An 18,669-nucleotide genomic window follows, 5' to 3' on the forward strand; every position below is an offset into this window, starting at 1 on the left:
GAGCCCCCACCAGGCCCGGAATGATTGCCGCGCCCCCCAGGTTCTAGCCTGGGGGGCGCGGCATCTTTCGTATGCGCGCTCATCAGACGCGTGATCCGTACGCGTCGGAAGGCACAGGATTGAGGCACCAGATGACCGACCCCGTGACGCTGGACGGCGAAGGAACGATCGGCGAGTTCGACGAGAAGCGCGCCGAGAACGCCGTACGGGAGCTGCTGATCGCAGTCGGGGAGGACCCGGACCGGGAGGGCCTGAGGGAGACGCCGGGGAGGGTCGCCCGGGCGTACCGCGAGATATTCGCCGGGCTGTGGCAGAAGCCGGAGGACGTGCTGACGACGACGTTCGACCTCGGGCACGACGAGATGGTGCTCGTCAAGGACATCGAGGTCTTCAGTACCTGTGAGCATCACCTGGTCCCGTTCCGGGGCGTCGCCCACGTCGGCTACATCCCCTCCACCTCGGGGAAGATCACCGGCCTGTCCAAGCTGGCCCGGCTGGTGGACGTGTACGCCCGGCGGCCCCAGGTGCAGGAGCGCCTCACCACGCAGATCGCCGACTCCCTGATGGAGATCCTGGAGCCGCGCGGAGTGATCGTGGTGGTGGAGTGCGAGCACATGTGCATGTCGATGCGCGGCATCCGCAAGCCCGGGGCGAAGACGCTCACGTCCGCCGTGCGTGGGCAGCTGCGGGACGTGGCCACGCGGAACGAGGCGATGAGCCTGATCATGGCTCGCTGAGCCCTCTCGCGGCCCGCTGAGCGATGACGGCCCGATGACGAACGAGGCCGGGGCTGCCGGGCGTGCGATGCGCCTGACAGCCCCGGTTGCCGTTCTGAGCGGCTGCTAGGCGGCCCGGACCGTGCCGTCGCCATTGGTGTCGTCGTCCTCCGGGAGCTTGCAGACGCGCTCCAGGAAGAGGGCGGCCGCTATGACGGCGATGCCCGCGAGGACGGAGAAGCCGGCGTAGATCGCCTGGTCGCGGCGGGCGGGGATCTCCAGGGACTCCAGGAGGAAGACACCCGCGCCGCCGTACATCCCGGCCACCAGGGCCGCGACCAGGGCGCTGGCCTGGCCGAAGACGACCGCGCGGGCCGCGAGCATCGGATCGACGCCCTGGGCGCCCGGGCGGCGCTCGCGCTGGGCTTTCAGCCGGGAGCGCAGCGAGAGCGCCGTGGCGAGCAGGACGACGGCGATCAGGGCGAGCACGATGGGCGCGGCCAGCGGGACGCGGGGCAGCGTGCCCATGGCGTTCCACAGGCGGGCTCCGGCCCAGGACAGCACTCCGGCCACCACGAACACCGCTGCCAGCGTCCTGATGCGCAGCTCTCTCACGATGTCCCTTCGTCGGTCGGTGTCAGCGTCGTCGGGGCGCCGGATGTTTGCGTGTTCGGTAGACCTTAACGACTACTCGGGCAGCCGGAGTTCCAGGTCGGCGCGGGGCGTGACACCGGTCCGGGTGACATCGGCGAGGAGCTCGGCGACCGCGCCGCGGCCGGGCAGCTGGGCCTCGGGGTCCACGTCGAGCCAGGGCGCGAGGACGAAGGCGCGCTCGTGGGCGCGCGGGTGGGGCAGCGTGAGGACGGGGTCGTCGGAGATCAGGTCGGCGTAGGAGACGATGTCGACGTCGATCGTGCGCGCTCCCCACCGCTCGTCCCGTACGCGGTGGAAGGCCTCCTCCACCGCGTGGGCGCGCTCCAGCAGCGAGTCGGGCGGGAGGGTCGTCTTCAGCAGGACGACCGCGTTGAAGTACGAGGGCTGGCTGCCCGGCTCGACGCCCCAGGGCTCGGTCTCGTACACCGGGGAGACCGCCTTGATCCGTACGCCGGGGGTGTCCTCCAGGGCGTCGACGGCGCCCTGGAGGGTCTCCAGGCGGTTGCCGAGGTTGGCGCCCAGGGAGAGGACGGCGCGCTGGGGGTTGTGCAGGGTGCTGTCGGCGGCGTCCACCTTCTCGACGACCGAGGCGGGCACCGGCTGGACGGTCGGGTCGCTGGGACCCTCGGTGAAGGACGCGGTCATGCTCGGCTCCGGGTGATGGTGACGGTCACGTCGTCGAAGGGGACCGTGATCGGCGCCTGCGGCTTGTGGACGCAGACCTCGACCTCCTGGACCCCCTCGTGCTTCAGGCAGACCTGGGCGATGCGCTCGGCGAGCGTCTCGATGAGGTCGACGGGGTCGCCCTCGACGACGGCGACGACCTCTTCCGCCACGATGCCGTAGTGCACGGTTTTCGCCAGGTCGTCGTCGGCCGCGGCCGGTCGGGTGTCCAGGCCGAGGGTCAGGTCCACGATGAAGGTCTGGCCCTCTTCGCGTTCCTTCTGGAACACGCCGTGGTGCCCGCGGGCCCTCAGGCCGCGCAGCGCGACACGATCCACGCGAATCACTCCTGCAATCGTCGGGCGGTGTTTTCCGGGTGCCGGTTCCGGTTCCGGCGGACGGGTACCGGATGCCGCCGGTATGCCGTCGGTACCCGGCCCCACCGAATCTACCTGCGGGCACCGACAGTGCTTGCCCATGAGGGGGTCCGACCTGCCCGTGAGGGGCAAGGTTCACCGGGCGTTTCCGCGGGGGAACACGGCGGCACGGCGGGCCGGAAGCCCGTCCCGCCCGGTCACCGGCCGGTCCGTTCCCGCTCCGTTCGCCGGGGCCGTGATCCTGGCCACTTCCGGGGTGTGGACGTGCCGTCCTCAAGCGGGTGTGTCGTCGCCCTCGTCGCCGTCGGTCTCGGCCAGGACCGGGGAGGCGTGGTGCGACCACAGCTTCCAGCCGTCGGAGGTGCGCCGGAAGACGTTCGTGGCGACGACCAGCTGGCCGACGAGCGGGCCCGGCTCCCCTGCGCCCTCGGGGGCCGGTCCGCCGCTGAGGATGTTCTCGGTGCAGGTCACGAGGGCGGTGTCGCCGGTGACGGACACATGGACGTCCGTGAGGAAGAACTGGATGTAGTCGGTGTTCGCCATGATCAGGGCGTACGACCGCAGGACCTCGCCCCGGCCGGTGAGGACCGGCCAGCCGGGGTGGACGCAGGAGATCACACCGGTGTCCGCCGGGTCGTGGTACTGCTCGTCGACGCCCACGTCTGAGGGGGTCAGCCAGAGCGAGGTGAGGGTTTCGAAGTCACCGCGCTCGATCGCGTCGTAGTAGGCCGTGTTGGCGAGTTCCACCTGCTCGACGTCGATGTGGGGCGTGCTCACCGCTCCCGGGCTCCTTCTACGGCCCGTGCCACGCGTACGGCGTCGGCGGTGGCCCGTACCTCGTGGACGCGGACCGCCCAGGCGCCCTCGTGGGCGGCGAGCGCGGAGACGGCGGCCGTGGCGGCGTCGCGCTCGCGCGCGGGGGGCACGGTGCCCTCGGGGCCGGCCAGGACGCGGCCGAGGAACCGTTTGCGCGAGGCGGCGACGAGCAGGGGGTGGCCGAGCCCGTGCAGGCGGTCGAGGCGGGCGAGGAGGGCGAGGTCGTGTTCGGCGTCCTTGGAGAAGCCGAGCCCGGGGTCGACGATGACGCGGTCGGGGGCTATGCCGCCCTCCAGAACGGCCTCCACGCGCGCGTGCAGTTCGTCGACCACCTCCGAGACGACGTCCTCGTACACGCCCTTGACGTTGCCGCCCTCCAGGAGGCCGCGCCAGTGCATGACGACGAAGGGGGCGCCCGCGGCGGCGACGGCGGGGATCATCGCGGGGTCGGCGAGACCGCCGCTGACGTCGTTGACGAGGGCGGCACCGGCGGCGAGGGCCTGCTCGGCGACGGAGGCGCGCATGGTGTCGACGGAGACGACGACGCCCTCGGAGGCGAGACCGCGGACGACGGGCACGACGCGGCGCAGTTCCTCCGCCTCGTCGACGCGGGTGGCGCCGGGGCGGGTGGACTCGCCGCCGACGTCCACCAGGTCGGCGCCTTCGGCGACGAGGTCGAGACCGTGCTTGATCGCGACGGTGGTGTCGAACCAGCGGCCGCCGTCGGAGAACGAGTCCGGCGTGACGTTGACGACGCCCATGACCGCGCAGCGGTCCCATACGGGCAGCCCCGCCACGTGGGTGCGCTGGTTCTGCTTGCTCATGTGTCCAGCGTAGGCCCCGGGGGCCGGGCCGGTCCGCCCGCACCGGTTTGTGGGCGGTCTTGGTGGTCAGTGGTCGCTGACCGTCTCCAGTTCCACGTCCGCGCGCGGGACGTCCCGCGCGTCCGCCGCCGTGGAGCGGCGCAGCGCCTCGTGCAGCCGGGACGGGGTGAGAACGCCCAGGAAGCGGCCCTCGCCGGCGTTGTCGACGACCGCTATCCAGCCGGCGTCGTGCTGGAGCATCGTCGCGAACGCCTGCTTGAGGGACGCGCCCACGGGCAGCCACGCCTCCATGCGGCGGGCGTGCTCCCGTACGGTGCCGGTGCGCACGCGCGCGTGCTCGGCCGATATCCAGCCGTGGAGGTTGTCGTCCCCGTCCAGCACCACGGCCCAGCGCGCGTCCAGCTCCCTGGGCAGCGGGTCGTCGAGGTGCACCACGGGCGGCTGCTCCAGGTCGCCCTCCTCGATCGGCGTCACGGAGAGCCGCTTCAGGCCCCGGTCGGCGCCGACGAAGCCGGCCACGTACTCGTTCGCGGGCGAGCCCAGCACCGCCGAGGGGGTGTCGAACTGCTCGATGCGGCCGTCCCCGTACACGGCGATGCGGTCGCCGAGCCGTACGGCCTCCTCGATGTCGTGGGTGACGAACAGCACCGTCTTGCGGACGGACTGCTGCAGTCTCAGGAACTCGCTCTGCAGCCGCTCGCGCACGACCGGGTCGACCGCGCCGAACGGTTCGTCCATGAGGAGGACGGGCGGGTCCGCCGCCAGCGCCCTCGCCACGCCGACGCGCTGGCGCTGGCCGCCGGAGAGCTGGTCGGGGTAGCGGTCGCCGTAGACGGAGGGGTCGAGGCCGACCAGGTCGAGGAGTTCGGCGGCGCGCTCACGGGCCTTGGCGCGCTTGACGCCCAGCAGGTGCGGCACGGTCGCGGTGTTGTCGAGCACCGTCCGGTGCGGGAAGAGGCCGACCTGCTGGATGACGTAGCCGATACGGCGCCGCAGCCGCACCGGGTCGACGGCGGAGACGTCCTCCCCGTCCAGCAGGATGCGGCCGCTCGTGGGCTCGATGAGCCGGTTCACCATCTTCATCGTGGTGGTCTTGCCGCAGCCCGACGGGCCGACCAGCGTGACCAGTTCGCCCTCGGCGACCTCGAAGGTCAGGTCGTCGACGGCCGTGGTGCCGTCCGCGTACCGCTTGGTGACGTGCTCGAACCGGATCATGTCTCCCCATTGTGGCCGTCGGTGACCGTGGCCGTGTGAAGGCGGTGTTGCGACTGTGCGGCGACCGCCGGTGATTGTCAGTGGCAGGGGCTAGGGTCACCGGCAAGTCAAGAACACGGGAACTGTTCGGTCCAGCCGCATGTGTTCGACGATTTCGGGGGAGGTGCGGCGGGGTGAGCACTCGGCGGAACTGTCTGGTGGAGAACGACTGGATCTGCGGGGAGTACGTCCGCACCCGCAGCCAGGAGCTGATCGACGCGACGGCGCAGCACATCGGCATCACGGCCGCGTCGGTCGCCCTCGGCGTGCTCGTGGCCTTCCCGCTGGCGCTGCTGGCCCGCCGGCGGCGGGCCGTCGCGGGCGCGGTCCTCGGGCTGACGACCGTGCTCTACACGATCCCGTCGCTGGCGATGTTCTCGCTGCTGCTGCCGTTGTTCGGGCTGTCCGCCGCACTCGTCGTCACCGGGCTCGTGCTGTACTCGCTGACGATCCTGGTGCGCAACATCCTCGCGGGGCTGCGGGCCGTCCCCGACGAGGCCGTCGAGGCCGCGCGCGGGATGGGATACGGGCCGGTACGGCTGCTGTGGGAGGTCGAACTGCCGCTCGCGCTCCCGGCGCTGCTCGCGGGCGTACGGATCGCCACGGTCTCCACGGTGGCGCTGACGACGGTGGGCGCGATCGTCGGCCACGGCGGCCTCGGCACGCTGATCCTCGACGGCCTCGACAGCACCTTCAAGGCGCAGGTGCTCACCGCGTCCGTCCTGTGCGTGCTGCTCGCCGTGGCCGCCGACCTGCTGCTGCTCGGGGCGCAGCGGCTGCTCACGCCCTGGACGCGGGCGCGGCGGCCGGGGAGCGACCGAATACGTGCCCGTGCGGAGAAGGTGGCGGAGCCGGCATGAACGCGATTCCAGGAGCGTGGGACTGGCTCACCACGAGCGCCAACTGGCAGGGCGAGTCGGGCGTCTGGCACCGGCTCGGCGAGCACCTGTACTTCAGCGGGGTCACCCTCGCCGTCGCCTGTCTGCTCGCCCTGCCGCTCGCGCTGTGGCTCGGGCACATCGGCAAGGGCGGCGCGCTCGCGGTGAACGTCTCCAACGTGGGGCGGGCGGTGCCCACGCTGGCGGTGCTGGTGCTGCTGACGCTCACCCCGCTGGGCGAGCACGGTGACCTGCCGACGCTGATCGCACTGGTGCTGTTCGCGGTTCCGCCGCTGCTGACCAATGCCTACATCGGCATGCGCGAGGTGGACCGGTCGGTGGTGGAGGCCGCGCGCGGCATGGGTATGAGCGGCGGGCAGGTCTTCCGCCGGGTCGAGCTTCCGCTCGCGTATCCGCTGGTCATGACGGGGCTCCGGTCGGCCGCCGTCCAGGTGGTCGCCACCGCCACGCTCGCCGCGATGGCCGGCGAGGGCGGGCTCGGGCGGATCATCACGGCCGGGTTCAACCTGCAGAACACGCCGCAGGTCGTGGCGGGCGCCTTCCTGGTGGCGGCTCTCGCGCTGCTGGTCGAGGGGGTGCTGGTGGTGGCGGGGCGGGTATGCGATCCGTCACCGGCCGCGCGACTGGGCGCCGGGGGGCTGGGCCGTGGGCGCGGTGCTTCCTGAGCCGGCTCGCCCGGAGGGCCGGCTGTGTGGGTCGCTCGGTCGAGCTGAAGGACCGGCGGACTGACGGGCCGGCGGGCCGACGGGCCGACGGGCCGGTGGGCTGACGGACTTTCGGATCGGCACGACTTGATCAACTAGCTTGAATTGGGGTGGCGATGCACAGCAGAACGCGCGGACTGCGCCGGATGGCTGTCGCGGCGGTGGCCTTCGGAACGCTCACCGGAATGCTCGCGGCATGCGGTGGGGAGAGCCTGGAGGACAAGGGTTCGGACGGAAAGTCCGTCGGATCCGGGGGTGACAAGGGCGAACTGGTGGTGGGAGCCGCGGGGTTCACCGAGGCGAAGGTCCTGGGGGAGCTCTACAAACAGCTGCTGTCGGACGCCGGTTACGAGGTGACCCTGGCCACCGTCGAGAACCGCGAGATCTACGCGCCCCAGCTGGAGAAGGGCGCCATCGACGTCGTCCCCGAATACGCGGCGACGCTCGCGGAATTCCTCAACACCGATGAGAACGGGCCGGATGCCGAGCCGGTCGCCTCCAGTGATGTCGACGCCACGGTCACCGCGCTGCGGAAACTCGCCGAGCCGCGGGGGCTGAAGGTGCTGCCGCCCGGAGAGGCCGTCGACCAGAACGCGTTCGCGGTGAGCCGGGAATTCGCCGAGAAGCACGACCTGAAAACCCTCTCCGATCTTGGCAAGGCGGGTGTCGAGGTCAGGATCGCGGCCGGTGACGAGTGCGAGACACGGCCGTTCTGCGCGCCGGGCCTGGAGAAGACGTACGGCATCGAGGTCGCCGCGATCGACCCCAAGGGTGTCGGGACGACACAGTCCAAGCAGGCCGTGAAGAACGGCACCGACCAGCTGGTTCTGACCACCACCACGGACGCCACACTGAAGAACTTCGACCTCGTGCTGCTGGAGGACGACAAAAAGCTGCAGAACGCGGACAACGTGCTCCCCGTGGTCAATGCCAAGGACGCGGGTGACCAGGAGATAGCCGATGTGCTCGGCAAGCTGACCGGTGCGCTCACCACAAATGATCTTGTGGAGCTGAACCGGAAGGTCGACGAGGAGCGCCAGAAGGAGGCCGATGTCGCCGCGGAGTATCTGGAGTCGAAGGGATTGATCGAGAAGTAGGGCGAAGCAGGGGGACGGAGGGGCGGCGTCGTGCGAAGCGCGCGGGGCCACGGGACTCTTTTCCGGACACGTGCAGGGCCTCTCCGCCCCCGTACTCGCCGTGCTTCCCGTGCTTCCCTCGCGTACTCGTCGGTCCCTGCCGTGCGGATACTCACCGCACTTGCCTCCGCGCACCCGCGGACGCTTCTGCCGGAGTCTTCCCGGACGTTTCCCGCAACCGATGTGCAAGCGCTTACGGGAACCGATTCGTGCAGCTTGGCGTGCCTGTCGATGTCCGTGACAGTGTGATGGCTCCGAGGTGGCTGTGTTTTTACCTCGGGGGCACCATCATTCGCCTACGCGCGGTAAGTTTCTGGCCATGCCACGTGGACGTCATCGCCATTCACCGCCCTTGCACAGGCTGCTTCCTCCTTCGGCGATCGCCGGCGTCTCGGTCGTCTGCGCCCTGGGGCCCTGGCTGTTCTCGGAGCCGTTTCTGCTCCGGGGACTGGCCGCGGGCGCCGCGGTGACAACGGTCGTGGGCGCGGTTGTCATGCGCCGCTGGGACACGCAGGCGGGCAAACGCGTCGCCGAACTCACGCGCGCGCGGGCGAGCGACGAGTGGCGGTTCGAGGAGCAGGTCGCCGAGCTGGAGTCCGACCTCGAGGAGTCGCGCGAGCTGCGCCACAGGCTGGAGGAGAAGCTGCGCGCCAAGCGGGCCGAACTCGCGGGCCTGCGCAACGAGCACGCCGGCCTGCTGCGCCGGTACGCCACCGCGGAGTCGGAGCGCGCGAGTGCCCTGGAGGGCCGCCGGCTGCTGGCCATAGAGGCATCGGCTCCCGGCACGGCGCGTGCGCTGCCCGCGGGGGCGCCGGTGAGTGAGGGGGCGGGTCCCGAGACGGCTGCCGTTTCCGCTCCGGATGCTTCGGATGGCCCAAATGCTTTTCGTGACGAGGCAGGCGAGGCAGGCGAGGCAGGCAAGGCGGGTGAGGCGGGCGTGGCGGACCGGTCCGCTGAGCGCGATGCCGACGAACCGGTGGAGGCGACCGCTCCCGGGGTGTTCTCCCCGGCCGGCTCCGCGCTCTTCCTGCGTGCCAACTCGGCGCTGAACCGAATCGGCAAGAACGACACCGCGAAGGCGGCGGATGTTGCGAAGGCGGCGGACGCCGGCGGCGTGACCACGGACGTCTGCGGTGCGACCACGGACGCCGGCGGCGTGACCACGGACGCCGACGAGGCGGGCAGCGCCGACGACAAGGGCGAGGCTGAACCCTCGGAGCCTTCCGGAGCCGCCGAGCCTTCCGACGAAGCCGTTCAGACCTCCGGAGCCACCGAGCCTTCCGACGAAGCCGTTCAGACCGCCGGAGCCGCCGAGCCCTCCGAAGCCGTTCAGTCCTCCGGAACCGCCGAGCCCTCCGGGCCCACGGCCACCGCGTCCGGTGACGGCTTCGTCGGTTCCGAGGCGGTCTCCGAGGCGGTCTCCGAGGCGTCGGCGCCCGCACTGCCCGATCGTTCCTCCGGTCACTTCACGGTGCCGACCGCCGTGGCCGTCGTACCGGCGGCCCCCCGTCGGCGCCCGGCGGTCGAGGGCGGGTTCGACTTCTTCGGTACGCAGAAGGGGTCGGCCGACACCGAGTCCGTACAGGATTCTGTACAGAACGAAGATCTCGCGGACGTCGTCGGCGAGGAGGCGCTCGCGCTGCACAAGGCGGAGAACGAGCCCGAGTTCAGGCCCGCGGACGAGGAAGCGCGCAGCGCCGGCCAGGTCATCGACCTGACGGCTCACGACGAGACCGAGCGGATCGATCTGCAGGGGCTGCGCAGCGCGGCGTCCTGACATCCTGAACCTCGACCAGGAGGCGGCCGCACACCTGTGCGGCCGCCTCCTGTCGTCCGGGGCACCGCCCCGAACCGTCGGCCCTCGTCACGCCATCCACCGGTCGGGCCGCGCCTCCCTCCGCCCCGTACGGGACCGGTCCGCCTGGGCCTGCAGCAGTCCGGCCGCCTCGTCCGCGTCCCGGAGGTGGGCCGTCACCGTCTTGTTGGCGCCCGTGTCCACGTGGACGTCCGCGAGTCCCTGGAACCGCTGCCACGGCCCCTGCTCCAGCCGGACGCTCTGCACCTTGGCGTGCGGCACCAGCGCGACGCTCCGGCGCAGCAGCCCGTGCCGCGCCACGAACACATCGTCGGTGACGGCGAGGCCGTACCCGCGCCACCAGAACGGCACGCACCACCCGGCGCGCCGCGGCGGCCGTATCAGGGACGGCGGCACGGTCACTCCGGGCAGCACGCGCGCGACGACCGACTCGGCGATGTCGCGCGGCGCGACCGGCACCAGCACCGAGTTCGACGAGCCCGCCACGTCCAGTTCCACCCGTACCCAGCCGCGCCGCCGCCACAGCAGCGGCTCGACGATCCGTACGGTCTGCACCCGGCCGGGCGGCACCGTCTCGTGCGCGCGGTCGAGGAGCCCGTGGTCGATCCGCACGCCGTCCGGCGACTCGCCCACCGTCCAGTCGTACTCCCCGACGAACCTTCCCACGCTGCTCGCGCCCGCCGCGCCGAACAGCGGCAGTGCCGCGGCGAGAACCGTCCACAGGCTGTGGGTGGCCAGCCACAGCACCGGCGGTACGACGAGCGCGGCGGCCAGCGTGGCCCAGGTGGCACCGGTGAGGAGGACCGACACCGCGAGGACGCCCGCCGGGACGTGCAGCAGCCGGCGTACCGGGGCCTCGCCCACCTCCTGCGCGGTCCCGGGCGCGAAACCGGCCGCGCGGGCGAGGAGTTCCGCCCGCAGGGCGCGGGCCTGCGCCTCGCCGAGATACGCCAGCTCGTCCTTCTTGTCGGTCCCGATGACGTCGAGTCTGAGCTTGGCGACGCCCGCGACCCGGGCCAGCAGCGGCTGGGTCACGTCGACGGCCTGGATCCTTTCCAGCCGAATGTGCGCCGTCCGCCGGAAGATCAGGCCGGTACGGATGCGCAGTTCCGCCGCGGTCACTGCGAAGTGGGTGAACCACCAGGTCAGAAAGCCGTACAGGGCGGCGGTCGGCAGGATCACGGCCAGCCCGAGGAGCAGCGAGGTCGTGGTCAGCCCGGTCAGCTGGCGCTGGGCCTGGTCGGGGTCGTGCACCGCCCAGCCGATGAGGACGGCGACCGGTGCCCAGGCCCGCCGCAGCGGTGTCACGGGGTGCAGCCGGTGCTCGACCACCGATTCCACGGATTTCGCGGAGTCCACGGAGTTCGCGGAGTCCACGGATTCCACCGATTCGCCCGCTCCGGCCGCGCGCGCGGGGACACCGGTTTCCGCGATACCCGCGTTCTCCACGGGCACGGCCGACCACGTGCCCCGGGGCGTGTCCACCGGCCCGTCCGACCACGTGCCCCGGGGCGTGCCCACCGGCCCGTCCGGTGTGTCCACCGGCCCGTCCGGTGTGTTCACAGGCTTGTCCGGCGTGTTCACAGGCCCGCCGATCGTGCCTCGCCCAGCTCGGTGAGCCGGTCGCGCAAACGTTCCGCCTCCGCCGGGTCGAGCCCCGGGATACGCGCGTCCGTGGCGGCCGCGGCCGTGTGGAGCTGTACGCCGGCCAGCCCGAAGTGCCGTTCCACCGGCCCGGAGGTCACCTCGACCAGCTGCATGCGCCCGTACGGGACGACGGTCTCCTGGCGCCACAGCACGCCCCGGCTGATCAGCAGGTCGTCCGCGCGTTCGGCGTAGCGCCACGAGCGCCAGTTGCGGCCCAGCATCGGCCAGGCCCACAGCAGCAGGCCCAGCGGCAACAGGGCGGACACCGCCCAGCCGGGGGCGGCCAGCAGTCCCGGCACCAGAGCCGCGGCGACGGTCAGCGGCACCAGCCACACCACCAGCAGCAGCCGTCGCATCCGCAGCAGTCCGCGCGGCAGCCCGCTCCAGACCGGCTCGTCACGCGGCCCCGCGGAGCCCGTCACCCCACCGCGCTCGATCGCACCGCCTTCGGGGTCGTGCCCCGCGTCGTCCATGGTCCCCGTCTCCATCCCGTCAGCGTACGTACGAGAGACTGTGCCCATGACTCCCACGACGGAGACCACGGTCGGGATCGGCGGCGCCGCCGAGAGCACGGACATGGTGCTCAACATCGGGCCCCAGCATCCGTCCACGCACGGAGTGCTGCGGCTGAGGCTCGTGCTCGACGGCGAGCGCATCCAGCACGCGGAGCCGGTGATCGGCTATATGCACCGCGGCGCCGAGAAGCTCTTCGAGGCGCGTGACTACCGGCAGATCATCATGCTCGCCAACCGTCATGACTGGCTCTCCGCGTTCTCGAACGAACTGGGCGTGGTCCTCGCCGTGGAGCGCATGCTCGGCATGGAGGTGCCGGAGCGCGCGGTCTGGCTGCGTACGTTGCTCGCCGAGCTGAACCGGGTGCTGAACCACCTGATGTTCCTGGGTTCGTACCCGCTGGAGCTCGGGGGCATCACGCCGATGTTCCACGCGTTCCGGGAGCGCGAGGAGCTCCAGAACGTCATGGAGGAGATCTCCGGCGGGCGTATGCACTACATGTTCAACCGCGTGGGCGGCCTCAAGGAGGACCTCCCGGCCGGATGGCCCTCCCGCGCGCGGGAGGCCGTCGCCGCGGTGCGCTCGCGGATGGGTGTCTTCGACGACCTGGTGCTCGGCAACGAGATCTTCCGGGGGCGTACGCGAGGCGTCGGCGTCCTCTCCGCGGAGGCGGTGCACGCGTACGGGGTGAGCGGGCCGATCGCCCGCGCCTCCGGGGTCGACTTCGACCTGCGGCGCGACGAGCCGTACCTCGCGTACGGCGAGCTGACGGACACGCTCCGGGTCGTCACCCGGCAGGAGGGCGACTGCCTGGCCCGCTTCGAGTGCCTGCTGGAGCAGACCCACAACGCGCTCGACCTCGCGGACGCCTGCCTCGACCGGCTCGCCGACCTGCCGCCCGGCCCGGTCAACCAGCGCCTCCCCAAGGTCCTCAAGGCACCCGAGGGCCACACCTACGCCTGGACCGAGAACCCGCTCGGCATCAACGGCTACTACCTGGTCAGCAAGGGCGAGAAGACCCCGTACCGGCTGAAGCTGCGCTCGGCCTCGTACAACAACATCCAGGCGCTCACGGAGCTGCTGCCGGGGACGCTCGTCGCGGACATGGTGGCGATCCTGGGGTCGCTGTTCTTCGTGGTGGGAGACATCGACAAGTAGCGGCAAGCAGCGACGAGCGGGCCGTGGGCGGCGGGCGCCAGGCGCGGGCTAGGCGTCCGGCAGGCCGAGCGTGCCGTGCGGGACGCGCACCGGCTGCAGCAGCCAGCCGAAATCGCCGAGGCCCCCGGGCGCGGTCAACTCGGCCGCCTCGCCCGCGTCCGCCAGCGCGCGTACGTATGCCGTGGGGTCCGTGGCCGCCAGGCTCAGCGGGGGACGGCCGGCGGTGATCCCCAGGGCGTGCAGGGCCGTGCGCTGGGTGACGAGGCGCGCACCCGGCAGCGCGCAGGCGTCCAGCGCCACATGGGCCGTGATGTCGCAGGAGCCGTCCGGCACCGGTGATGTCTCGCGGCCCTCCTTGAATCCGGTGAGCGTCCCGAAGAGCGGGCGGGCCCCCGCGACGTGCGCGTAGTCCACGGCGACGGCGAGCCCCCGGTCGACGCTCGCCACGGCGTCGGCCCACGCGCGGTCCCTGGGCAGCCCGATCTCGGCGCGCATGCCCTCCTCCACGGGCAGCGGCCACCACCGCGCGAGCCACTCGGCCTCCGCCCCCGTCACCGGCTCCCCGAGGCGTTCGGCGCCGTCCCGTCGTACGAGGACACGGCGGGGTACGCCCGCGGCGTCCACCTCGGCGACGTCCGCGGGAACGTTGTCGAGCCACTCGTTGGCGAACAGCAGGCCGGTGACGCCCTGGGGGCGCTCCCGGAGCCACTCGATCCGGTCATCGAGGCTGTCGGGCCGGTCGGCGCGTTCGACGGCGTACGCACGCGCGCGGGAGGCCACTTCCGGGGGCAGCGCCCCGAGGACCCCCGACACCAGCTCGCCCCGGCCCGCCGCCATGTCCACGAAGGCCACCTCGGCGGGCTGCCCGAGCGCAGCGTCCACCCGGCACAGCAGCCGGGCCACGGCCACCGCGAACAGTGGCGAGGCGTGCACCGACGTACGGAAGTGCCCGGCGGGCCCGGGCCCCCCGGGCCGCCGGTAGAAGCCGGAAGGCCCGTACAACGCCTCTTCCGTGGCCTCCCGCCACCCGCGCCACTCGCCGCCCGTCTCACTGGTCACCGGCCCAGGCTAAGCGTCGCGGACAGCGTGGCATCCACCTTGGGGAGTACGCGCACCGACCGGGGATCGGCCCTCCGGTTGACCCCTGCACACACCACGCTTCCCTACTCTGGGTTACGTGCAGCGCCTCTACGACTTCCTCCGCAGGCACCCGACCGGGGTGGACGGCTTCTGGGCCCTCATCCTGTTCGGCATGTCCGTGGTCGGGGGGACGACCCGGCAGGAGGCCACGGGGAGCGATCTCATGGCCGCCGTCGTCCCGATCTCTCTGGCGCTCTGCCTGGTGATCGCCCTGCGGCGCCGTATGCCCGAGAAGATGCTGGTGCTGGCCGCGGCGACGGGCGTCGCACAGCTGATCGTCGACGTACCGCCGCTCCCCGCCGACTTCGGCATGCTCGTGATCATCTACACGGTGGCGGCGACCGGCGTCCGCTGGACCTCCCGGTTCGCCCTGGTCGGTGCCCTCTGCGCGGGGCCGCTGGCACAGCTGCGCTGGCCCACGGAGCCGGCGAGTCCGCTGGGCAGTATGGCGATAGCGGTGTTCCAGACCGTGCCCTTCGCCCTCGCCTGGGTGCTCGGTGACTCGCTGCGCACCCGCCGCGCCTACTTCGCCCAGCTGGAGGAGCGTGCCGCCCGCCTGGAGAAGGAGCGCGAGGCGCAGTCCAAGGTCGCCGTCGCCGCCGAGCGCGCCCGTATCGCGCGCGAGCTGCACGACGTCGTCGCCCACAACGTCTCCGTGATGGTGGTCCAGGCCGACGGTGCCGCGTATGTCCTCGACGCCGCGCCCGACCAGGCGAAGAAGGCCCTGGAGACCATCTCCTCGACCGGCCGCCAGGCCCTCGCCGAGATGCGCCGTCTGCTGGGCGTGCTGCGCACCGGCGAGCACCAGGAGAGCGGCGAGTACGTTCCGCAGCCCGACGTCGAACAGCTCGACGAGCTCATCGAGCAGTGCCGCCGCTCGGGCCTGCCCGTCGACTTCAGGATCGAGGGGACCCCGCGGCCCCTGCCGAGCGGCGTCGAGCTGACCGCCTACCGCATCGTGCAGGAGGCGCTGACCAACACCCGCAAGCACGGCGGCCCCAACGCCGGCGCGAGCGTACGCCTGGTCTACTTCGACGACGGACTGGGGCTGCTGGTGGAGGACGACGGCAAGGGCGCCCCGCAGGAGCTGTACGAGGAAGGCGGGTTCGACGGGCAGGGACACGGCCTGATCGGGATGCGGGAGCGGGTCGGCATGGTCGGCGGCACCCTGGACGCGGGCCCGCGGCCCGGTGGCGGCTTCCGCATCAGCGCCCTGCTGCCGCTCAAACCCGCGCACTGAAACCTTGATGAAACTCATTGACCCGCACGACGACCTGCACGGCCTGAAGTGATGAAAACGGAAGAGGACCCGATGGCGATCCGCGTGATGCTCGTCGACGACCAGGTGCTGCTGCGCACCGGGTTCCGGATGGTGCTCGCCGCCCAGCCGGACATGGAGGTCGTGGCGGAGGCCGGCGACGGTGTCGAAGCCCTCCAGGTGGTGCGGTCCACGCCGGTGGACGTGGTGCTGATGGACGTCCGCATGCCGAAGCTGGACGGCGTGGAGGCCACCCGCCGTATCTGCATGGAGCCCGACCCGCCGAAGGTGCTGATCCTGACCACCTTCGACCTCGACGAGTACGCCTTCTCCGGGCTCAAGGCGGGTGCCTCCGGCTTCATGCTCAAGGACGTGCCGCCCGGTGAGCTCCTCGCCGCCATCCGCTCCGTGCACAGCGGCGACGCGGTCGTCGCCCCCTCCACCACCCGGCGCCTGCTCGACCGCTTCGCGCCGATGCTGCCGAGCACCGGCAGGGAGCCCCGGCACCAGCAGCTGGAGCGGCTCACCGACCGCGAGCGCGAGGTCATGGTGCTCGTGGCGCAGGGCCTGTCGAACGGCGAGATCGCGGCCCGGCTGGTCCTGTCCGAGGCGACCGTGAAGACGCACGTCGGCCGCATCCTCACCAAGCTCGGTCTGCGCGACCGGGTACAGGTGGTCGTCCTCGCGTACGAGACGGGACTGGTCCGGGCCGGCGGGCACGGCTGAGCCCCGTACGGGAGCCGGGGCGGCGGGGATCCACGGATGTGACCCGTGCGTGACCGCAGCCCACTAGGGTCTGCGCATGCTCCTGTGGATCAACGGCCCCTTCGGGGGCGGCAAGACACAGACCGCACACGAGATCCAGCGCAGACTTCCCGGCAGCGTGATCTGCGATCCCGAGCACGCCGGCTTCGGCCTGCGCCGCACGCTGCCGCCGGAACTGCGCGGAGACTTCCAGGACCTCGCGTCATGGCGGCAGGGCGTGGTCGAGGTGCTCGACCTGGCACTGACCCGGCACGAGGGAGTGGTGATCGTCCCCATGACGGTCACCGACTCCGGGTATTTCGCCGAGACTGTCGGACGCCTGCGCGAACTCGACCACGACGTACGCCACTTCACGCTGCTCGCCCAGCGCGAGACCGTGCTGCGGCGACTGCGCGAGCGGCACTTCGGCCGTGTGCTGCGACTGCTCGGCGGGAGGAACGCGGTGCCGCGCCGGGAGAGTTGGGCCGTCACCCAGCTCGACCGCTGTCTGGAACGGCTGCGCGAGCCGGAGTTCGCCGAGCACCTGTGGACCGATCACTCGACCGTGCCGAAGACGGCGGACCGGATCGCCGTGCTGTCCGGGCTGACGCTCACCCCGAACCGGGAGGGCGCTCTGCGGACGCGACTCCGGCAGGTCCGGGTCGGTCTGAAGCACATCCGGTTCGACTGATTCGCTGGAGGCGACCGGTTCGGCCGGTCCGACTGAGCGGCCGGGCGGAGCGCCGCGGGGCCGGGTGCGGCCGTCAGCGCAGGATGCCCTCCAGGAAGTCGCTGCCCAGCCGGGCCACCACGGTCACGTCCAGCTGGTGCAGCACGTACCGGCCGCGGCGCCGCGTCGTGATCAGGCCCGCCTTCTTCAGCACGGCGAGATGGCGGGACACCTCGGGCGCGCTCAGGTCGTTGGCGACCGCCAGCTCACTCGTGGTGTACGGCGACCTGGCTATGTTCCGGCACAGGCGCAGACGTATCGGGTGGGCCAGGGCGTCGAGGCGCAGCTGGATCAGCTCCACCGGGGCGGGGCTCGCCGGCTCCGGGCCGCCGACGGGATACATCACGACGGGGCGCCAGCCGGGGGCGTACAGCACCGTCAGATGCGGCCAGCCGTGGTACGACGGCAGGAACGTGACCCCCGGAGCGATGGCGGGATCCACGGCGGTCGTGGAGCCGTGGACGAGTTTGTCCGCCTCGATCCGCGTCCCGCCCGGGCCCTCGTTCAGGGACAGCGCGGCCGAGACCGCCGTCAGGGCCTCCCGCAGGCCCTTGCGGCGCAGGATCTCGGTCTTGTGGCGGGCGTCGGCGGCCAGCTGGGTGTGCACCCGGCGCCAGGTGTCCGCGAAGAACGCCTCGTGACAGTCCTCCAGCAGTCGGCGAACCCAGGCCCGTACGGTCGGCGGATCCTCCAGCAGCCGCCGGGTGAACCCCAGTTGCTCCGGGCCCCGGCTCGCCGCCACTTCGAGCGCGATGTCGTGGCGGGTCCGGTCGACGAGGGGTGAGGGCAGCACGCCCCCGTACCGGGAGCCGCAGCTGAACTCCAGGGCCGCCCCGACGAACCGCTCGTCGCTGAGCCGGTCCAGGGCGTCGAGCTCCTCCTCGAGCGTCGCCCCGGGGCTGCCGTCCCTGTCCGGGAGCCCCGCGAACGGCAGGAAGATGTCGGAGAATATGTGCCGCCACAGAAAGTCGGCCTGGGTGAGCCGGTCGGCCAGGTCCGGCTTCAGGGACGCGGCGGTCGCGGTCACCCAGCCCTGTATGCCCGGGTGGTGGTCGGGCTCGGCGAGCGCGTGCAGGGTGGTGGCCAGCTCGGCCAGGGGCGACGTCCGGAAGACGATCCTCCCCCAGCTCTCGGCTTCGCTCGAGCCGGGAGGTGCCCCCATGCCGCGCAGCCCGGTGATGTCGATGCTCACGCTCATGTCCTCATGGTGCACCCCGCCACTGACAACGCGTCCGCCGATTGACGACGGCGGTCAATCGGCGCGACGCGAGCCCTGCACGGACGCGACGGTGGGACTTGTGCGGCGGTCACCCAGCTGCCGATCCCCAGCTGTCGATCCCCGGCCCCGACCGCCGAGAGGCGAAAGGAACCGCACCCTTGAGCGTCACCGAGCAGTACCTCCTCGACACCTACCGCGCCCAGCGCCTCGGCGAACGACTGCCTTCCGCGCCCGGCACCCACGACTGGCGGGTCGTGCGGGCGCTGCGCGGCCGCCGCCGGTTCCGCGCCGTCCTCGCGGGCCGGCCGGTACGGAGGGCAGGGACGGCCGGGAGGGCAGGGACGGCCGGGTCGGCGCGCGGGCCGCGCTGACCCGCATGCTGCACATGCGCCCCCCGGCCT

General features: G+C 71.9%; 20 protein-coding genes. 10 read left to right on the top strand and 10 right to left on the bottom strand.

Annotated features, from left to right (window positions below):
- Positions 1-131: 131 nt before the first annotated feature.
- Entirely contained in the window at positions 132-737 is a 606-nt protein-coding gene (gene folE / locus IE242_RS18335) for a GTP cyclohydrolase I FolE (RefSeq protein ID WP_189860499.1), read from the top strand.
- 105 nt (positions 738-842) lie between these two features.
- Here folE and IE242_RS18340 read toward each other — a convergent pair whose 3' ends face one another.
- The 6 genes from IE242_RS18340 to IE242_RS18365 all read right to left on the bottom strand — a co-directional run bounded on the left by IE242_RS18340 (position 843) and on the right by IE242_RS18365 (position 5,265).
- Positions 843-1,331, bottom strand: a complete 489-nt coding sequence (locus tag IE242_RS18340; protein ID WP_189860501.1) for a DUF3180 domain-containing protein — start codon at positions 1,329-1,331, stop codon at positions 843-845.
- Between the two features lie 72 nt (positions 1,332-1,403).
- The gene (folK, locus tag IE242_RS18345) at positions 1,404-2,015 is read right to left on the bottom strand and encodes a 2-amino-4-hydroxy-6-hydroxymethyldihydropteridine diphosphokinase (RefSeq protein WP_189860503.1); all 612 of its coding nucleotides are present in this window, start codon (positions 2,013-2,015) and stop codon (positions 1,404-1,406) included.
- Positions 2,012-2,371: a dihydroneopterin aldolase gene (folB, locus tag IE242_RS18350; RefSeq protein WP_189860505.1), complete on the bottom strand. Its 360-nt coding sequence runs from the start codon at positions 2,369-2,371 to the stop codon at positions 2,012-2,014. The genes folK and folB overlap by 4 nt, the downstream gene beginning before the upstream one ends.
- Positions 2,372-2,683: 312 nt before the next feature.
- A complete protein-coding gene (locus IE242_RS18355; protein ID WP_189860507.1) occupies positions 2,684-3,187 on the bottom strand; it encodes a nuclear transport factor 2 family protein in 504 nt (167 codons plus the stop codon).
- Positions 3,184-4,050 (bottom strand): dihydropteroate synthase, encoded by an 867-nt coding sequence (gene folP / locus IE242_RS18360; protein WP_189860509.1) that lies wholly within the window; start codon positions 4,048-4,050, stop codon positions 3,184-3,186. The genes IE242_RS18355 and folP overlap by 4 nt, the downstream gene beginning before the upstream one ends.
- A 66-nt stretch (positions 4,051-4,116) precedes the next feature.
- Positions 4,117-5,265 (bottom strand): ABC transporter ATP-binding protein, encoded by a 1,149-nt coding sequence (locus IE242_RS18365; protein WP_189860511.1) that lies wholly within the window; start codon positions 5,263-5,265, stop codon positions 4,117-4,119.
- A 173-nt stretch (positions 5,266-5,438) separates the two neighbouring features.
- Here IE242_RS18365 and IE242_RS18370 point away from each other — a divergent pair, with 173 nt between their 5' ends.
- The 4 genes from IE242_RS18370 to IE242_RS18385 all read left to right on the top strand — a co-directional run bounded on the left by IE242_RS18370 (position 5,439) and on the right by IE242_RS18385 (position 9,820).
- Positions 5,439-6,164 carry an ABC transporter permease gene (locus IE242_RS18370; protein ID WP_189860513.1) on the top strand — a complete coding sequence of 242 codons (726 nt, stop codon included), beginning with the start codon at positions 5,439-5,441 and terminating at the stop codon, positions 6,162-6,164.
- Complete coding sequence (locus IE242_RS18375; RefSeq protein WP_189860515.1) at positions 6,161-6,868, top strand: ABC transporter permease; 708 nt, start codon at positions 6,161-6,163, stop codon at positions 6,866-6,868. The genes IE242_RS18370 and IE242_RS18375 overlap by 4 nt, the downstream gene beginning before the upstream one ends.
- A gap of 155 nt (positions 6,869-7,023) precedes the next feature.
- Entirely contained in the window at positions 7,024-8,004 is a 981-nt protein-coding gene (locus IE242_RS18380; protein ID WP_189860517.1) for an ABC transporter substrate-binding protein, read from the top strand.
- A gap of 358 nt (positions 8,005-8,362) precedes the next feature.
- The gene (locus IE242_RS18385; RefSeq protein ID WP_189860519.1) at positions 8,363-9,820 is read left to right on the top strand and encodes a hypothetical protein; all 1,458 of its coding nucleotides are present in this window, start codon (positions 8,363-8,365) and stop codon (positions 9,818-9,820) included.
- Positions 9,821-9,907: 87 nt separating this feature from the next.
- Here IE242_RS18385 and IE242_RS18390 read toward each other — a convergent pair whose 3' ends face one another.
- Complete coding sequence (locus tag IE242_RS18390) at positions 9,908-11,245, bottom strand: PH domain-containing protein (protein WP_189860667.1); 1,338 nt, start codon at positions 11,243-11,245, stop codon at positions 9,908-9,910.
- 194 nt (positions 11,246-11,439) lie between these two features.
- A complete protein-coding gene (locus IE242_RS18395) occupies positions 11,440-11,994 on the bottom strand; it encodes a PH domain-containing protein (protein WP_189860528.1) in 555 nt (184 codons plus the stop codon).
- 31 nt (positions 11,995-12,025) lie between these two features.
- Between IE242_RS18395 and IE242_RS18400 the strand changes: the two genes are divergently transcribed.
- Complete coding sequence (locus tag IE242_RS18400; protein ID WP_189860530.1) at positions 12,026-13,177, top strand: NADH-quinone oxidoreductase subunit D; 1,152 nt, start codon at positions 12,026-12,028, stop codon at positions 13,175-13,177.
- A gap of 48 nt (positions 13,178-13,225) precedes the next feature.
- On the opposite strand, the gene IE242_RS18405 is transcribed toward IE242_RS18400, so the two are convergent.
- Entirely contained in the window at positions 13,226-14,236 is a 1,011-nt protein-coding gene (locus IE242_RS18405; protein ID WP_189860532.1) for an SAM-dependent methyltransferase, read from the bottom strand.
- A 118-nt stretch (positions 14,237-14,354) separates the two neighbouring features.
- Here IE242_RS18405 and IE242_RS18410 point away from each other — a divergent pair, with 118 nt between their 5' ends.
- The 3 genes from IE242_RS18410 to IE242_RS18420 all read left to right on the top strand — a co-directional run bounded on the left by IE242_RS18410 (position 14,355) and on the right by IE242_RS18420 (position 17,010).
- A complete protein-coding gene (locus IE242_RS18410) occupies positions 14,355-15,557 on the top strand; it encodes a sensor histidine kinase (RefSeq protein ID WP_189860534.1) in 1,203 nt (400 codons plus the stop codon).
- Positions 15,558-15,629: 72 nt separating this feature from the next.
- A complete protein-coding gene (locus tag IE242_RS18415) occupies positions 15,630-16,301 on the top strand; it encodes a response regulator (RefSeq protein WP_189860669.1) in 672 nt (223 codons plus the stop codon).
- A gap of 76 nt (positions 16,302-16,377) precedes the next feature.
- Positions 16,378-17,010 carry an AAA family ATPase gene (locus IE242_RS18420; protein WP_189860535.1) on the top strand — a complete coding sequence of 211 codons (633 nt, stop codon included), beginning with the start codon at positions 16,378-16,380 and terminating at the stop codon, positions 17,008-17,010.
- Positions 17,011-17,083: 73 nt separating this feature from the next.
- Here the strand turns inward: IE242_RS18420 and IE242_RS18425 are convergent, their stop codons facing one another.
- A complete protein-coding gene (locus IE242_RS18425) occupies positions 17,084-18,247 on the bottom strand; it encodes a DUF5937 family protein (RefSeq protein ID WP_189860537.1) in 1,164 nt (387 codons plus the stop codon).
- Positions 18,248-18,426: 179 nt separating this feature from the next.
- On the opposite strand from IE242_RS18425, the gene IE242_RS18430 reads away from it, so the two are divergent.
- Complete coding sequence (locus IE242_RS18430; protein WP_189860539.1) at positions 18,427-18,639, top strand: hypothetical protein; 213 nt, start codon at positions 18,427-18,429, stop codon at positions 18,637-18,639.
- The last annotated feature ends 30 nt before the right edge of the window (positions 18,640-18,669 follow it).

Source organism: Streptomyces poonensis (assembly GCF_014650915.1).
Classification (GTDB): Bacteria; Actinomycetota; Actinomycetes; order Streptomycetales; family Streptomycetaceae; genus Streptomyces; species Streptomyces poonensis.

Excerpts from the sequence above, each read along its gene's own strand:
- folE (WP_189860499.1), top strand. The coding sequence starts at position 132 with ATGACCGACCCCGTGACGCTGGACGGCGAAGGAACGATCGGCGAGTTC.
- folK (WP_189860503.1), bottom strand. The coding sequence starts at position 2,015 with ATGACCGCGTCCTTCACCGAGGGTCCCAGCGACCCGACCGTCCAGCCG.
- folP (WP_189860509.1), bottom strand. The coding sequence starts at position 4,050 with ATGAGCAAGCAGAACCAGCGCACCCACGTGGCGGGGCTGCCCGTATGG.
- IE242_RS18365 (WP_189860511.1), bottom strand. The coding sequence starts at position 5,265 with ATGATCCGGTTCGAGCACGTCACCAAGCGGTACGCGGACGGCACCACG.
- IE242_RS18375 (WP_189860515.1), top strand. The coding sequence starts at position 6,161 with ATGAACGCGATTCCAGGAGCGTGGGACTGGCTCACCACGAGCGCCAAC.
- IE242_RS18380 (WP_189860517.1), top strand. The coding sequence starts at position 7,024 with ATGCACAGCAGAACGCGCGGACTGCGCCGGATGGCTGTCGCGGCGGTG.
- IE242_RS18385 (WP_189860519.1), top strand. The coding sequence starts at position 8,363 with ATGCCACGTGGACGTCATCGCCATTCACCGCCCTTGCACAGGCTGCTT.
- IE242_RS18395 (WP_189860528.1), bottom strand. The coding sequence starts at position 11,994 with ATGGAGACGGGGACCATGGACGACGCGGGGCACGACCCCGAAGGCGGT.
- IE242_RS18400 (WP_189860530.1), top strand. The coding sequence starts at position 12,026 with ATGACTCCCACGACGGAGACCACGGTCGGGATCGGCGGCGCCGCCGAG.
- IE242_RS18415 (WP_189860669.1), top strand. The coding sequence starts at position 15,630 with ATGGCGATCCGCGTGATGCTCGTCGACGACCAGGTGCTGCTGCGCACC.
- IE242_RS18420 (WP_189860535.1), top strand. The coding sequence starts at position 16,378 with ATGCTCCTGTGGATCAACGGCCCCTTCGGGGGCGGCAAGACACAGACC.
- IE242_RS18425 (WP_189860537.1), bottom strand. The coding sequence starts at position 18,247 with ATGAGCGTGAGCATCGACATCACCGGGCTGCGCGGCATGGGGGCACCT.